The sequence below is a fragment of the Actinocrinis sp. genome (genome assembly GCF_035605935.1).
Taxonomy (GTDB): domain Bacteria; phylum Actinomycetota; class Actinomycetes; order Streptomycetales; family Catenulisporaceae; genus Actinocrinis.
The window spans coordinates 13,866-29,400 of sequence record NZ_DATNGK010000289.1; the positions used below are offsets into that span (position 1 = coordinate 13,866).

Annotated in this window: 10 protein-coding genes; all 10 read right to left on the reverse strand. The window is 67.2% G+C overall.

Going from position 1 to position 15,535, the window contains the following annotated elements; translation table 11 throughout:
- Positions 1–253 precede the first annotated feature (253 nt).
- The 10 genes from VN779_RS23250 to VN779_RS23295 all read right to left on the reverse strand — a co-directional run bounded on the left by VN779_RS23250 (position 254) and on the right by VN779_RS23295 (position 15,460).
- Positions 254–3,223 (reverse strand): glycoside hydrolase family 48 protein, encoded by a 2,970-nt coding sequence (locus tag VN779_RS23250; RefSeq protein ID WP_325726874.1) that lies wholly within the window; start codon positions 3,221–3,223, stop codon positions 254–256.
- A 233-nt stretch (positions 3,224–3,456) separates the two neighbouring features.
- A complete protein-coding gene (locus VN779_RS23255; protein ID WP_325726876.1) occupies positions 3,457–4,509 on the reverse strand; it encodes a LacI family DNA-binding transcriptional regulator in 1,053 nt (350 codons plus the stop codon).
- 331 nt (positions 4,510–4,840) lie between these two features.
- Positions 4,841–5,611, reverse strand: coding sequence for a hypothetical protein (locus VN779_RS23260; protein ID WP_325726878.1), 771 nt, complete (start codon positions 5,609–5,611; stop codon positions 4,841–4,843).
- Positions 5,612–5,873: 262 nt separating this feature from the next.
- On the reverse strand, positions 5,874–7,931 hold the full coding sequence (locus VN779_RS23265) for an ABC transporter ATP-binding protein (RefSeq protein ID WP_325726880.1): 2,058 nt from the start codon (positions 7,929–7,931) through the stop codon (positions 5,874–5,876).
- A 49-nt stretch (positions 7,932–7,980) separates the two neighbouring features.
- Positions 7,981–8,901 carry an ABC transporter permease gene (locus VN779_RS23270; protein WP_325726882.1) on the reverse strand — a complete coding sequence of 307 codons (921 nt, stop codon included), beginning with the start codon at positions 8,899–8,901 and terminating at the stop codon, positions 7,981–7,983.
- Positions 8,902–8,959: 58 nt separating this feature from the next.
- Positions 8,960–9,913: an ABC transporter permease gene (locus VN779_RS23275; RefSeq protein ID WP_325726884.1), complete on the reverse strand. Its 954-nt coding sequence runs from the start codon at positions 9,911–9,913 to the stop codon at positions 8,960–8,962.
- 194 nt (positions 9,914–10,107) lie between these two features.
- A complete protein-coding gene (locus tag VN779_RS23280; RefSeq protein ID WP_325726886.1) occupies positions 10,108–11,991 on the reverse strand; it encodes an ABC transporter substrate-binding protein in 1,884 nt (627 codons plus the stop codon).
- Between the two features lie 348 nt (positions 11,992–12,339).
- Positions 12,340–13,380 carry a dipeptide ABC transporter ATP-binding protein gene (locus VN779_RS23285; RefSeq protein ID WP_325726888.1) on the reverse strand — a complete coding sequence of 347 codons (1,041 nt, stop codon included), beginning with the start codon at positions 13,378–13,380 and terminating at the stop codon, positions 12,340–12,342.
- The gene (locus tag VN779_RS23290; protein ID WP_325726890.1) at positions 13,377–14,462 is read right to left on the reverse strand and encodes an ABC transporter ATP-binding protein; all 1,086 of its coding nucleotides are present in this window, start codon (positions 14,460–14,462) and stop codon (positions 13,377–13,379) included. Before VN779_RS23290 ends, VN779_RS23285 begins: the two co-directional genes overlap by 4 nt.
- On the reverse strand, positions 14,459–15,460 hold the full coding sequence (locus tag VN779_RS23295; RefSeq protein ID WP_325726892.1) for an ABC transporter permease: 1,002 nt from the start codon (positions 15,458–15,460) through the stop codon (positions 14,459–14,461). Before VN779_RS23295 ends, VN779_RS23290 begins: the two co-directional genes overlap by 4 nt.
- Positions 15,461–15,535: the final 75 nt, after the last annotated feature.

A 15,535-nucleotide genomic window follows, 5' to 3' on the forward strand; every position in this document is an offset into this window, starting at 1 on the left:
GGTTCGCCCGAATGAGCGTCCGTGGGTAATTCATGTCCAAGATTTTGCCATCCCTGCCGAACTGTTCAGGCCTCCGCGGCCGTACCGCGCTGTCCAAACGACCCAGTACACGCGAAGGCCGCCGACTCCGTTCACCGGAATCGACGGCCTTACGTTCTAGCAGGTTATGCGGGCCGACCGGTTATCCGTCCGGCGTCCGCCCGTGACGCAAGACGCTGTCGGGCGTCTTGCGTCACGTTTCGTGCGGGCTCTGCTACGCGTTGAACAACATGCCGTACACCGCGTAAGCCATCGCGATGTCCGACTGCGCCCAGAACCGGTGGTAGCTGAAGACGGGAGCGGCCCCGCCGTTCAGATAAGCCTGGACCTTGGACCACTGCGGGTCCTGCGTGTACCAGGAGCGGATGGACAGGAAGGTCGCCCCAGGCGCGATCTTGTCGCCGTTGGGCATGGTGCCGGACCAGCCGGACGGGATGTAGACCCCGTCCTGGTTGGTGCCGGACGGGTAGACCTGGTTGAACCGGTTGTAGTCGGTGCGGGTCTCCGGGGTCGTGATTCCGAGGGAGTCACGGTCGTTGGCCCACATGACGTCCAGCAGGTTCTTGGCCATGGTGGAGGCGGTGGTGTCGTTGGCCTTCTTGCCGTAGTAGGTCAGCGTCTTGATCAGCGACGCCGCCACGCCGTTGTCCTGGCCGTAGCTGGACACGGTCACGTGCAGGCCGGTGTTGGCCACCGAGGTGGTCGTCGAGGTCCAGGTGTCCGGCTGGCCGGTCCAGGTCAGGTTCGACGGGATCTGCCAGGCCCCGGTCGAGGTGTTGACCGTGGTCTGCGACTCGGCCCAGGTGACCCACTTCTTCAGCAGCGCCCCGGCGGTGGTGTCGCCCGTCACGTAGTAGTACTCCGCGACGCGCTCCATCGACCAGGTCTGCATGCCGAACCACTGGTTGGACGGCGGGTCGTGATACACCGGCTCCCAGTCGTACCACATGCCGTAGAAGGAGGAATCACCAGACGGCGGGGTGCCGTAGTTGCCGCCCCAGCTGTTGGTCGCGCCACCGGCGATCGCGCCCTCGGAGGACTGCAACCACTGGTAGAACTGCAACTGGCGCTTGAGGCTGATGGCCCAGTCGCTCGCGCCGGTCGGGGACTTCGGCTCGATCGCGGGGACCGTAGAGAGCGCGTACGCCGCGAGCGGGTTCTGGTAGCCGAAGTGCGCCGCGCCGTCACCGATGCGCCAGGCCCAGCCGCCGGAGGTGCTCAGCGAGCCACCCCAGGCGTAGTACCAGGACAGCAAGTAGTGCGCGCTGTTCTTGCCCGAGCCGGCCGGGCAGCTGGTGCTGGTGCAGTTGCCGATCTGCTTGAAGTACTTGTCGAAGAACGAGTACCGCAGGTAGTCGCCCATCTTGCCGGCCTTGGCCACGGTGGTGGTGACCTGAGACTCCTTGCCCTGCGCCTTGGCCCAGGTGTCCGCCCAGTAGGCGGCCTGGATCGCGCGCGCGTCGGCGTCGGGGGCGTCAGTGTACTTCCACTGCGGCGTGCCGGAACCCGAGATGAACAGGTCCAGGTAGCCGTTCTTGCCGCCGTACTTCAGGTTGTCGCAGGTCGGCTGCGGCACGGTCTCCCAGACCGACTCCTGCGAGCCGCGCTGGAAGGTGTTGATGAAGGACGGGCTGTTGGCCGCGCCCGGGCCGAGCTCGCAACCGCCGGACGGGGTGTCGCCGAAGCCGTACTTGTTGTCGACGTCCTCCAGCCAGTGCATGCCGTAGATGTCCGACGTCCCGTAGGTCTGGCTCAGCTCGGCCGCGATCGGGTCCTGCCCGGTCGACACCGAGGTGGTGGTGGCCACGGGGTAGTCGGAAGGCAGCGGCTCCTCAGGCGCGTACGCCGCCGGGGACGACGGGTTGTACGAGCTGTTGGTCGGCTGGGCCGCGTGGCTGGGGATCATGTAGGTTTCCATGAGCGTCCACGCGTTGTTGAACTTCGACCAGTCGCCGGAGACCTCGCCATAGGTGGCGGTGAGCCAGATGTAGTAGCTCCACGCCTCGGACGTGGTCTCGTGGCCGTAGTCGGGCGCCTCGGCCATCAGCGTCTCGACCGAGTGGTACGGGATGCCCTGGGAGTTGAAGTATCCGTTGGCCGGGTTGGTGATCTGGTTGTACAGCGTCAGGAAGTCCTGCGTGTACGTGCCGCCGCCGGTCGAGGCGATCTCGTTCGCGCTGACCGAAGCCGCGGTGTAGCCGGTGGCCGTGACGTTGAACGTCGCGCTCCCGGTGGACGACTTGTCCGCGGTGATCGTGACGTTCTGCGCCGTGTTGTAGTTCGACGGGGTGAAGGTCAGCGACGAGCCAGCGGTCACGGTCAGGCCGGTGTTGCCGCCTGCGGCGGCCGCGACGGATACCGTGACGTTCGCCGTGGGCGCCTTGTTCAGCGTCACGCCAAAGGTCGCGGTCTGGGTCTGCGCGATCGTCAGCGACGTCGGGTTGGCCACGATCGCCGGGGAGGTGTTCGGGGACACCGTGATCCCGACCGGAGCCGAGGTCGTGGTCGCGCCCTGGCTGTCGGTGGCCACGGCCGTGATCGAGTAGCTGCCCGCCGCCACGCCGGTCCAGCTCACCGAGTACGGGGCTGCGGTCGCCGAGCCGATCAGCGTCGTGCCGCTGTAGTAGGCGACGCTGGAGATCGTCGCGCTGTCAAAGGCGGACGCGGTCGCGGTCAGCGCGACGGTGGCCGGCGCCGTGAAGGTCGCTCCGGCCGCCGGGCTGGTGATCGCCACGCTCGGCGCGGTGTGCGCGCCGCCGCAGACCGTCCCGTTGATCGAGAAGACCGTCGGGTTGGTGTTGGTGCCGGAGTAGTTGAAGTTGGCGCCGATGGTCACCGAGCCGTTGGTGGCCACGCTGCCGTTCCAGGACGCGTTGGCCGCGGTCACCTTGGTGCCGCTCTGCGTCCAGTTGGCGCTCCAGCCGTTGGTCAGCGTCTGGCTGCCCGCGTAGCTGTAGCCGAGCGACCAGCTGGTCCAGGCCGAGCCAAGGTTCTGAATGGTGATGCTGGCGGTGAACCCGGAACCCCAGTCGGACTGATTGGTGTAAGTGACCTTACACTGGGTTGTCGCGGCCTGCGCCGGGAGGGCGGTCAGCCCGACCGCGGCGAAGGAAGTGGCGATCAGGGCCGCGACGACCCTTCTCAGCCTTCTTCGCAGCGGGCTGCTGCTTACTGCCTGTCTCATGGGTAGGGGTTTCTCCTTCTGGACATCGGCGCGCTATCGCGCCGAAAAGTGCGGCGGGAGGCGGTGGACCGCGGTCCCGGGCGGGCCGGTCAGGACCCTAGGGCGGGGCGCCCTCAGGCTGTGAGAGCGCTCTACCGAATGCTTGAAGCACAGCGCTCAGGGCACAGCCGATCCCCGGCGGTCGCTCCTTTGCGGGGCGACCGCCCGGACCGCGAGTGCGGCGCTCGTCCGCGTCAGGCGGACTCGCGCTGGACCAGCGAGGTCGGCAGCTTGTTCTGGGTCTCCGAGATCGACTCGTGCTCGATCAGGGCCATGACTTGCCTGGCCATGACCGCGCCCTGCTCCTCCACCGGCTGGCGCACGGTGGTGAGCGGCGGCATGGTGTGCTGGGCGATCGGGTCGTCGTCGAAGCCGACCACCGCGACGTCCTCCGGCACCCGTCGCCCGGCCCGGCGCAGCGCGCGCAGGGCGCCCGCGGCCATCAGGTCGGAGGCGGCGAACACCGCGTCCAGGTCGGGGCGGCGTTCGAGCAGCCGGGTCATCGCGTGCTCCCCGGAGGCCTGGGAGAAATCGCCGTAGCCGATCAGGGCCGGTAGGCCGGCGGCTTCGAGCATGTCCCGGTAGCCGGAGAGGCGGTCGATGCCCACGGCCATGTCGCGCGGTCCCGCGATCGTGACCACGCGGCGGCGGCCCGAGCGCAGCAGGTGGCCGACCGCGGTGCGCGCGCCTCCGGAGTTGTCGGCGTCCACGTACCAGGCGCCGCAGGGAACCAGGGGTCTGCCACACACGACGGTCGGGATGCCCGCGGCCTGCAGGGTAAGCAGCAGCGGGTCACGACCGTGCGCGGAGACGAGCATCACGCCGTCCGCACTGCCACGCCGGATGTAGCGCTCGGCGGCGGCGTACTCGTTCTGGTCGTGTACGACCAGGAACGCGAGTTGCAGCCCGGCCGCAGACAGGGTGCGGGAGGCACCCCACAGCAGACGGGCGAAGAAGGGATCTGAGAAGAACCGCGCGCTGGACTCGGTGACGATGGCGGCGACCGAGCCGCTGCGCGAGGTCTGCGCCCGCGGGGCACGCCAGCGCACGTAGCCGAGACGCGCCATGGCGTCCTCCACGTGGCTGCGCGCGCCGATGCTGACGCGGGCTGATCCATTGAGCACTCGCGAGGCGGTCGCCTCGGAGACCCCGGCGAGCGCGGCGACGTCGGCCAGGGTGGGCTTGCCGAACTGAGCCTTGTCCAGGTGGGTTCCGACGGCGAGCGCGGTGTCGGTTTGCTGGGGCAACTGCGACCTCCACGGTGAGGTTTCAGTAACACGACGCACGGTTGATCGGGCGGCGACTCTAAGTCGATCGGGGACCCGGGTGGGTTGCCGGTCCGCACGAACTTTTTTCGGTTTCCTCACGGAAACCGGGCTGAGGCGGGGTGGATGAGCGAGCGCGAAGTGTGGGAGCGCTCTCTCGGAGGTGGGCACAGCGTTGCGAGCCGGAAACCCGCCGTCAAGAGTGTCCGGTAAGCGATTACTCGAGGCCCGGCTTCGGACAGGTCAACAGGGCGCTGATCGTCCCGGCTTGCCTGAAACTTTCATAAACCGGTCAAGTAAGGCTATTGTCCGTTCAGCCGACCGGAGCCTGCTCCACCTCGTTGATTGTCGGCACGCTGACCTGCGCGGGAGCGGTCCCGAAGGAATCGAGGCGCACATCGCCGGTGGTCACAGCGCCCGCGCCGGCCAGCGCGAACTCGATCTTGGTGGGCGTGCCCGAACCGTCGGTCCACACGTCGAAGCGCAGCGTCGGGGGGAGCCCGGCCAGCGACGCGACCAGGTTCGGATCGGCGATGTGCTGGTCAGCCTCGGCCGTCTCGATGGTCCCGGAAAGGTGTCCGGAAGCGACCAACCGGACCTCGTGGTACGCCCGAAGAAGTTGCGCGACGAGCTGTGGATTGCAGAAATCCCCGAAAGTTGCATTGGCGTCGTCGACCTTGAGCCACTTCTTGCCGGCGCTCTGCGCGGTCCCGGGGACGAGCGAGACGTACTCCACCCCGGAGGCGGACAAGATGGTGGTCTTGACGGAGTTGAGCGTCCCGTCCATCCGGGCCAGACCGGTGGCGGCGTCCCAGGTCCCTGACATCTTGATCGACTCGGTGCTCGGCGCGGGCGAGGGCCCCGGCTGCGGGCTCGAGGTCTGGACGGCGCCGGGACCGTTGGGCACGTGCGTGTCGACGGTCAGCTTGAAGGTCTTGGTCGCGTCGAGGCTCCCGGCCGCCTGCTGGAGCTGCGTCGTGGCGCTCTCGCCCGCGGTCGCGGGTGGCGAACTGGAGCAGCCGCCGAGCCCGAAGGCGCCCGCGGTCGCGGCGACCGCCACGACCAGCGCCGATCTAGCGGGCAAAGGCCCGAGTATCGGAAGGCGACGAATACGCACTGATGCACTCCAGCGGCCCATTGCGCCACCGTAGAGATCGCCGAATGCGGCGCGGAACGGTCTTTCACGACTTTCACGCGCGCCACGGAAGGTCTTAGCGTGCTCTCAGCCGGTGAGACGCCCGTGGGGTGCGGTAACGCTGCGGAAATGGATTCAACTCGACGATAAGGTTCGGCCGGCCGACTGAGTAAACGTCAGTCGACCGGCCAACCACAAGCCGGCCCGCTAGCTACACCGCAGCCGTTTCCGAGGCGGCGTCCGACAGCGGGGTCTGCAACGGGAAGTGGCACGCGGCCACGTGGTCGTCGCCGAACCGCCGCAGCAACGGCTCCTCGATCGCGCACCGGTCCTGGGCAAGCGGGCAGCGGGTGCGGAACCGGCAGCCCGACGGCGGATCGATCGGGCTGGGCAACTCGCCCTTGACCGCCGCGGTGCGCTTCGCCTTCTCGATCTCCGGCTCCGGGACCGGAATCGCCTCGAGCAGACCGGCGGTGTAAGGGTGCGCGGGGCGCTCGTAGATGTCCTGCCCGCCGCCGACTTCCACCATCTTGCCGAGGTACATCACGCCGATCCGGTCGGCCAGGTACTTGACCACGGCCAAGTCGTGCGAGATCACGACGTAGGACAGGCCGTGCGCGGCCTGCAGCCGCTTCATCAGGTTGAGAACCTGCGCACGGATCGACACGTCGAGCGCTGATACCGGCTCGTCGGCGACGATCAGCTTCGGGTTGAGGATCAGCGCACGAGCAAGCCCCAGCCGCTGGCGCTGCCCGCCGGAGAACTCGTGCGGGAACCGCTCAAGCGCGCTCTTCGGCAGGCCGACCTCGCCGAGCAGGTCCGAGACCCGCGCCAACTGCTCCCGCGAGCTACCGATTCCTTGCACGGCAAGCGGTTCGCGCAGAATGCCGCTCACCCGCATCCGCGGGTCCAGCGAGCCGTACGGGTCCTGGAACATCATCTGCAGATCGCGCCGCTTGTGGCGCAGCTCGCGGCCGCGCAGCGCGGAGATCCGCTCACCGGCGAGGGTGACCGCCCCGCTGTCCGGGCGCTCCAGCGCGACGATCATCCGGCCCAGCGTGGTCTTGCCGCAGCCGGACTCGCCGACCAGGCCGAAGGTCTGTCCGGGACCGAGCGAGAGGGAGACTCCGGAGACCGCCTTGACGCTGGTGCGGTTGCGGCCGAACAGGTCCGCGCCGAGCGGGAACTCCTTGACCAGATCGACGACTTCGAGCAGCGGGCGCTCGCCGGTGTCGGCAACCGGGCCGGGCGCGGCCGGGCGGTCCTGCGCGGTGGTGGCCGAGCTCAGTTCGAGCGGACCAGACACCGGATGCCAGCAGGCGAAGCGGTGCGCCGCGGTCTCGCCGGTGAGACGCGGTTCGTCCTCGCGGCACTGGTCGGTGGCGTACGCGCAGCGCGCCGCGTAACGACAGCCGGCCGGCGGGTTGGCCAGGTCCGGCGGGATACCGGGGATCGAGTAAAGGCGCTGTGTGTTGTCCTGCGCCAGCCTCGGGATCGAGGCCAGCAGACCCTGCGTGTAGGGGTGGCGCATGCGGGCGAACAGCCGTGTGGTGTCGGTGGTCTCCACGATCTTGCCCGCGTACATGACGTTGACCCGGTCCGCGTGCCCTGCGACCACGCCCATGTCGTGCGTGATCAGGATCATCGCCATGCCGAGCCGGTCCTTGAGGTCCGCCAGCAGGGTCAGGATCTGCGCCTGGATGGTCACGTCGAGCGCCGTGGTCGGTTCGTCGGCGATCAGCACCTTCGGCTCGTTGGCCAGCGCCATCGCGATCATGACGCGCTGGCGCAGGCCGCCGGAGAGCTGGTGCGGGAAGTCGTCGAGCCGTTCCTTCGGCCGGGGCAGGCCGACCAGCGCGAGCACTTCGGCGGCGCGTTCGCGCGCCTGCTGCTTGTTCAGGCCGCGGTGCAGCCGCACCGGCTCGGCGACCTGATAGCCGATCGTCTTGGTCGGGTCGAGCGAGGTCAGCGGGTCCTGGAAGACCATCGCGATCTCGTTGCCGCGCACCTTGCGCATCTCGGCCTGGTCGAGGCCGACCAGTTCCCGGCCGTCCAGCACGATCGACGACTCGCCGACGATGTGGCCGCCCGGCGGCAGCAGCCCCATCAGGGACAGGCCGGTCATCGACTTGCCGCAGCCGGATTCGCCTACCAGGCCCAGGGTCTCGCCGGGGTTCAGGTAGAACGAGACGCCGTCCACGGCCTGGACGACGGACCTGCTCAGTTGGATGTGGGTCTTGAGGTCGCGGACCTCGAGGATGGGAGCCATCAGCCCTCTTCGCCTTCCTGCTTCTCACACACGGCCTAGTCTCCGAACCTCAGCGCTTGCGCAGACGCACGTCGACCGCGTCGCGCAGTCCGTCGCCGATCAGGTTGAACGCCATCACGACGAGGACCAGGCAGATTCCGACCGGATAGACCAGCCACCAGTAGCCCGCGACCAGCGAGCCGACCCCGTCGGAGAGCTGGTCGCCCCAGTCGGTGTTCGGGTACTGCACGCCGAAGTTCAGGTAGCCGAGGGCGGCCAGGGCCAGGATCGCGTCGGCGATCTGGAAGGTGATGTTGACGATCACCGTGCCCATGGCGTTCGGAATCAGGTGCTTGAAGATCAGGTGAATGTTCGAGCCGCCCATCGCCTTCGACGCGGCCACGTAGTCGCGGGTGCGCAGCGTCAGCACCTCGCCGCGCACCAGGCGGGCGGGCAGCAGCCAGGAGAACACCCCGAGGATCAGCGACATGTTCCAGGTGTTCGAGCCGTACCTGTGCGCCATGATCAGGACGATGAGCAGGAACGGGATCGACAGGATGGTGTCGACGATGCGCATCATCACGGCGTCGACGACCCCGCCGATCAGCCCGGACACGGCGCCCCACAGCGTGCCGATCACGGTGGCGATGAAGGCGGAGAGGAAGCCGATCTTGAGCGAGGTCTGCCCGCCGAGCATGATCCGGCCGAGCACGTCGAATCCGTTGCCGTCGGTGCCCATCGGATTGCCGGGACCAGGCGGGGTGTCGGTGTTCGTGAGGTCCGTGCTCAGCTGATCCGTGTGGTAGACCAGCGGGCCGAGGAAGCAGAACACGACGAAGAACACCAGCAGCACCACGCCGGCCACGGCCAGCTTGTTGCGCAGGAACTCGCGTAGCACCAGCCGCCAGCCGCTGGTGACCACGAGGACCTCGCCGCCCTCCGGCGGCTGCGAGGCGGGGGCCGGTTCGAGTGAGAGGTCGATGAGGCTCACTGGTGCTCCCTCGGACGGCTGGACGCGTGCGGGTTCTGGGCTGGGATCCGGTGCATGGTCACACCAGCCTGATCCGCGGGTCGGCGATACTCAGCAGGATGTCCGCGATCAGGTTGCCGGCCACGGTGAAGATGGCGCCGAGCAGCGTGTACGCCAGCACGATGTTGTAGTCGTCCACCTGCAGGCCGTTGACGAACAGCAGGCCGAGTCCGTTGATGTTGAAGGCGAACTCGATCAGCAGGTTGCCGCCGATCAGCGCGGGCAGCGAGATGCCGACCAGGGTGATCATCGGCAGGCAGGCGTTGCGCACCAGGTGCCGGCCGAGCACCAGCCGCTCGGACAGTCCCTTGGCCCGGACCACCTTGATGTAGTCCTGCGCCAGCACGTCCAGCGAGGATGAACGCTGATAGCGCGAGTAGCCGGCCACGGCCGTGCTGGAGAGCGCGACGATCGGCAGGATCAGGTCCTTGACATTGCCGAGCGCGGCGGTGAGGGACTGGTCCTGGCCCACTCCCGGGTCCACCCAGTTGAGCGCGATCGCGAAGACCTGGATCAGGATGATCGCGAAGAAAAACACTGGCATCGAGTAGAGCACGAATGTCACACTCGTCGCGGCGACGTCGCCGAAGGTGTTGCGCTTGATCGCCTGGTAGATGCCGAGCGGGACGGCGACCACCACGGCCAGTACGAGGGAGCTGCCGGAGAGGAACGCACTGAGCGGGGCCTTCTCGCTGAGCAGCGCGGTGACCGACTGGTTGAAGTGGTAGGACCAGCCCAGGTTCCCGTGCAGCAGCCGGTTGAGATAGGTCAGGTACTGCTGGATCAGCGGCCGGTCGAAGCCGTTGGCGTGGTCGTAAGCCTTGATCGCGGCTGGCGTGGCCTTGGGTCCCAAGGTGGCGAGTGCCGCCGCGTTGGCCGGGGCGACGATGTGCAGCATCGCGAAGGTCAACAGGGTGACGCCGAGGACGATCACGATCGCCGTCCCGAAGCGCCGGATGAGATAGCCGGCCATGACCGGGATCTCCTCCTCTTAGTCGTGCCGATGGAGGAATAGTCGCTGCGATGGAAAACCGGACGGGGTCTGTCAGCCGCGGCCCGGGTACCGCTCGGCCCGCCCGCTCCCGGGGAGGAGTGCAGGCGGGCCTATCCGCGGTATCGGCGTGCCGCGGGGCCGGTAAACCGTCCCCGCGGCACGAATCCGAAGCACTACTTGGTGAAGTACCAGTCCTCGGGGTTCAGGCCGAACTGGGTCAGCGTCTCGAACGAGGCGGCCGGGCCGGAGATGTTGGTCTTCCAGGCGTAGATCCGGTCCTCGTTCGGCTGGAAGATGCCCGGCTGGTCGGCGGTGACCGCGGCCAGTTCCTTCTGGATCGCGTTCGGGTCCGTCGAGTTGAGCGAGGCGTTGATCAGCGTGTCCAGCGCCGGGTCGGAGAAGCCGCCCTGGTTGTACGAGCCGCCGGTGTTGAACAGGTTGTCGGTCGACGGGTAGGTGCCGTTGGTGAAGCCGCCGAAGTCTCCGGCGCCCCAGTTGGCGTTGTTCTTCGGCGAGCTGGGCACCGACTCGTTCGCGATGATGTTGTTGAACGTGTCGGACTTGAGCGTGACGTTGACGCCGATCTTCTTCAGGTTGCCCACCCACGAGGTGACCAGGGCGGTGGTCGCCGCCTTGGACGAGGTGTAGTAGAGCACGAAGGAGATGTCCTGGCCGGCCGTGATGCCCGCGCCGCACTGGTTGGCGCCGGTACCCGGGCTGGCGCAGGTGGTCTTGCCGTTCGGCACGACGGTCCAGCCGTGGTCCTTGAGCAGCTTGGTCGCGGCGTCCACCGAGAACGGGAACGGGTTGGTCAGCGCGTTGGCCGGCGTGTACGGCGACTGCGGGGCGACCGGCACGGAGCCGTAGGCCGGCGCGGCGGCGCCGTGGTAGATGCCCTTGATCTCAGCGTCTTCGTCCTGCAGGTGCGCGAAGGCCTGGCGCACGTAGAGCTGGCCGATGACCTTGTCGAAGTTGTCGGTGGTGTCCTTGAAGTTGTAGTAGATGTAGTTGAAGCCGAAGTCCGGCAGTCCGTAGACCGCGTACTGCTTCGCGGTCAGCTTGCCGGTCTGGGTGTAGTCCTTCGACGGGACGTAGCCGACGTCGAGGTTGCCGGCGAGCAGGTCGTTGAACTCGGCGTCGTCAGAGGTGTACGACAGCTCGTCGAGCTCGGCGATGTGCGGCTTGCTCGCGCCGGTGTAGGCGGTGTTCGCCTTGAAGTTGGCCGCGCCGGTGGAGGCGTTGTAGTAGCTGATCTTGAACGGGCCGTCCACGGTCTGCCACAGCGGGTCGGTCTGGTAGGTCGACAGGCTGGCGGACTGCTTGGCCAGGAAGTCGTAGATCGCCTTGGCGTTGGCCGGGTTCGTGTAGTCGAGCGTGGCGCCGTTCTCGGAGGTCTTCGCCCAGGCCTTGGCCGGCATCGGAATGATCAGGCCGAGCTCGGAGTCCAGGACCCAGGTCGGGTTGTACACCTTGTCGAAGGTGAAGCTGATCGTGTTCGCGTCGGTCGCCGTCATGTTCGTGACGTTGTCCGGGAACTGGCCCGGGGTGTAGTTGCCCGAGTTCGCGGCGTTCTCCTTCACCGCGGCCTTGAGCTCGTCGACGTAGAAGATCACGTCCGCGGTGGTGACCGGCGAGCCGTCGGACCAGGTGTACTTGCCGTTCAGCTTGATCGTGAAGGTCTTGCCGTCTGCGGACACCGTCGGGGCCGCGTCGGTCATCGACTTGCTGTAGTCGATCGTGGGGACGGCGCCCTTCGGACCCCAGAACAGCGGCCGCCAGCTGAGCTGGTTGAACTGGTTGATGTCGTAGACCGAGGAGTTCGCCGCGGTCACGATCGGCAGGATGTTGTTCGGGTCCTGACCGGCGTCCTGGGCGATCTTGAGGGTGCCGCCCTCCTTGACAGTGTTCGACTGCGCCGGGATGGATCCGAAGGCGTAATTCGCCGCGACCTTGACCTGGGGCTTGGACGCGCCCGAAGAAGAGCACGCGGAGAGCGCGAGCGCGCCGGAAGCGAATACCGCCCCCGCCGCCAACCAGCGGGAGTTCTTCATAGTCATGGCCTGATCCCAACTCCTCAACGAGACTGGCACGCGGGCGAACCCGACGGCCTTATTGATCCCCGGACGATTGATCCCCGGACACTGACACCGACCAAAGTCGCCGTCTGCGACACAGCCTGATAGTGGTTACCCGGTGCTGTCCAGAGCCTGCAGATCAAGAACCAATTACGTTAAGGCGCAGCAATAGAAACGGCATTTCCGTCCCGTTACGCGTTCGGGCAGAACGCGTCAATAGGGTCCGCGAGATATAGGGAAAACCCTCGGTGGAACGGAAAGACGAATTCACCCCCGGGTGTGACGCCCGATCACTCGTCGGGCGTACACCCAGCAGGATATGACGTCGCGTCAGCTGTAGGAACCGACCCGCTCGTCCGCCATCACCGGGAAGTGACAGGCGGCGCGCTGCGTGGCGGAGCCGCCGGACTTGACCTCGAGCGGCGGTTCGACGGTGGCGCAGATCTCCTGAGCCTTCCAGCAGCGGGTGCGGAACCGGCAGCCGGAGGGCGGGTTGATCGGCGAGGGTACGTCACCGGTGAGCAGGATCCGCTCACGCCCTGAGGCCTCTTTGCGTTCCGGGTCGGGGATCGGCACCGCGGAAAGCAAAGCGTTCGTGTAGGGATGCAGCGGACGGCCGTAAAGATCGTCGCGTTCCGCGATCTCCACCACCTTGCCGAGGTACATCACCGCGACCCGGTCCGAGATATGCCGCACCACGGAAAGGTCGTGCGCGATGAACACATAGGCCAGGCCGAGTTCCGCCTGCAGATCCTCGAAGAGGTTGACCACCTGCGCCTGGATCGACACGTCGAGCGCGGAGACCGGCTCGTCCGCCACGATCAGCTTCGGCCGCAACGCGATCGCCCTGGCGATGCCGATGCGCTGGCGCTGGCCGCCGGAGAACTCGTGCGGGTACCGGTTGTAGTGCTCGGGGGAAAGGCCGACCAGCGAGAGCAGGTCCTGCACCGCGCGCTTGATGCCGTGCTCGGTCTTGACGCCCTGGATCTGGAACGGCGCCCCGACGATCGCGCCGACCGTCTGGCGGGGGTTGAGCGAGGACTGCGGGTCCTGGAACACCATCTGAATGTCGCGGCGCAGCGGCCGCAGCGAACCGGGCCGCAGGTGGGTGATGTCCCGCCCCTCGAACACGACCTTGCCGCCGGTGGGCTCGAGCAGCCGGGTCAGCAGCCGGCCGGTGGTCGACTTACCGCAACCGGACTCGCCCACCAGGCCCAGCGTCTCCCCGGTGTGCACGGTCAGGTCGATCCCGTCCACCGCTTTGACCGCGCCGACGGTCCGCCGCAGCAGGCCGCGCCGGATCGGGAAGTGCTTCTGAAGCCCGGAGACGGACAGCAGCTCTTCGGTCGTCGAGTGAGTGTCAGTGCTCATAGGTGCGGCCGGATTTCCTCGTTGAAGATCTGCTTGCGATCGGCGGACGACATGTGACAGGCGACCAGGTGCCGCGGGTCGACCGGGCGCAGCTGCGGCACCTCGGTCTCACTGCGGCCGTGGTTGCGGACGGCGAACGCGCAGCGGGGGTGGAACGGGCAGCCGGACGGCACATTGATCAGCGACGGCGGAGTGCCCGGAATCGGCAGCAGCCGCTCGAGCACGGGGCGGTCCAGGCGCGGCATCGAGCCGAGCAGACCCCAGGTGTAAGGGTGCTGCGGTTCGGTGAACACGGTCTTGGCCGGGCCGTACTCGATGGCCTTGCCCGCGTACATGACCATGATGTTGTCCGCGAGTTCCGCGACCACGCCCAGGTCGTGCGTGATGATGATCAGAGCGCTGTTGAACTCCTGCTGCAGGTCGCGCATCAGGTCCAGGATCTGCGCCTGCACCGTCACGTCGAGCGCCGTGGTCGGCTCGTCCGCGATCATCAGTTGCGGGTCGCACACCAGGGCCATGGCGATCATCGCGCGCTGGCGCATACCGCCGGAGAACTGGTGCGGATAGTCGTCCACGCGCGAGGTCGGCTGCGGAATGCCGACCCGGTCGAGCATTTGAATCGCGCGCTGGCGTGCCTCGCTCTTGGAGGCCTTGTGGTGCACCCGGTACGCCTCGGCGATCTGGTCGCCGACCTTGTAGTAGGGGTGTAGCGAGGAGAGCGGGTCCTGGAAGACCATCGCCACCTTCTCGCCGCGCAACGCCCGCAGCTCCGCCGCGTCGGCGTGCACCAGTTCCTGGCCGTCCAGCCAGATCTCGCCGGACATCAGGGCCCCGCCGCGGCCGCGCTTGTTGGCGCGCTTGTGCAGGCCCATCAGCGAGAGGGAGGTGACCGACTTGCCGGAGCCGGACTCGCCCACGATGCCGAGGGTCTGCCCGCGCTCGAGCTTGAAGTTGATCCCGTCCACCGACTTGACCAGGCCGTCGTCGGTCTGGAAGTGCACCTTCAGGTCCCGCACGTCCAGGAACGCGGCCGGTCCCTCCAGCGTCGATTCGGAGATCGGGAACTCCTGGTCCGTGGTCATCCAAGCCTCACTCGCGGGTCGAGCACTCCGTAGAGCAGGTCCACAATCAAGTTGGCGGCGACGATGAAGAAGCTCGCCATGAGCGTGACGCCCATGACCACCGGGATGTCGCTGCGGCCGATAGCGTCCACCGCGTCGAAGCCGATCCCGTGGAACCCGAAGATCTTCTCGGTGACCACCGCGCCGCCGAGCAGGTAGCCGAAGTCGAGGCCGAACATGGTGATGATCGGGGTGTAGATGGCGCGCATGGCGTGCTTGCCGACCACGTTCCACTCCGGCAGGCCCTTGGACCGCGCGGTGCGCACGTAGTCCTCGTTGAGCGTGTCGAGCATGGTGGATCTGGTGATTCGGGCATAAGCGGCGGCGGAGATGAACGCCAGGACCGCGCACGGCCAGAAGATGTTCAGCGCCCAGTTCCAGGGGTTCTGGGTGAACGGCACGTACTGGATCTGGTCCATGAAGTGCAGCTGGTACTGCACCAGCAGCGCGACCACCAGGGCGGTGAAGTTCACCGGCATCGAGATTCCGGCCAGCGCCACCACGATGATCGAGCGGTCGGCGAGCCGGCCCTTGTTCAGTGCCGCGACGACGCCGCCGAGGACGCCGAAGAACAGCCACAGCGCCGCGGCACCGATGGCCAGGGAGAAGGTGACCGGGAAGTCGGCGATCAGCTTCGGCCACACCAGCTGGCTGGTGATGTACGAGTAGCCGAGGCAGGGGGCCGGGCAGCTGAGCGCCACCGAACCGTTGCCGAAGGTGCGCCCGGTGAAGATCCCGGTGAAGTAGTTCCAGTACTGCACGACCAGCGGCTGGTTGAAGCCGAGCTTCTGGCCGATGGCCGCGACCGTGGCCGGGGTCTGGCCCTTGCCGGCGTACGTGGCGGCGAGGTTCTCGCCGAACCACTGCGGCATCACGTAGGAGATGATGAATGTAATGATGCTGACGACAATGATGACCAGCGCGGCCTGGAAGAGTCGTCTAAGGATGTAAGCGAACACTGATATCGGCCGGTTCCGGCACGGGGGCGGATCTCGATCGGAGATCCGCCCCCACGCCGCCCTACGCCTTCACCT

What these genes read in the sequence shown, in the direction of transcription:
- VN779_RS23285 (WP_325726888.1), bottom strand. Translation starts at nt 13,380, where the DNA reads ATGAGCACTGACACTCACTCGACGACCGAAGAGCTGCTGTCCGTCTCC.
- VN779_RS23265 (WP_325726880.1), bottom strand. Translation starts at nt 7,931, where the DNA reads ATGGCTCCCATCCTCGAGGTCCGCGACCTCAAGACCCACATCCAACTG.
- VN779_RS23250 (WP_325726874.1), bottom strand. Translation starts at nt 3,223, where the DNA reads ATGAGACAGGCAGTAAGCAGCAGCCCGCTGCGAAGAAGGCTGAGAAGG.
- VN779_RS23280 (WP_325726886.1), bottom strand. Translation starts at nt 11,991, where the DNA reads ATGACTATGAAGAACTCCCGCTGGTTGGCGGCGGGGGCGGTATTCGCT.
- VN779_RS23290 (WP_325726890.1), bottom strand. Translation starts at nt 14,462, where the DNA reads ATGACCACGGACCAGGAGTTCCCGATCTCCGAATCGACGCTGGAGGGA.
- VN779_RS23275 (WP_325726884.1), bottom strand. Translation starts at nt 9,913, where the DNA reads ATGGCCGGCTATCTCATCCGGCGCTTCGGGACGGCGATCGTGATCGTC.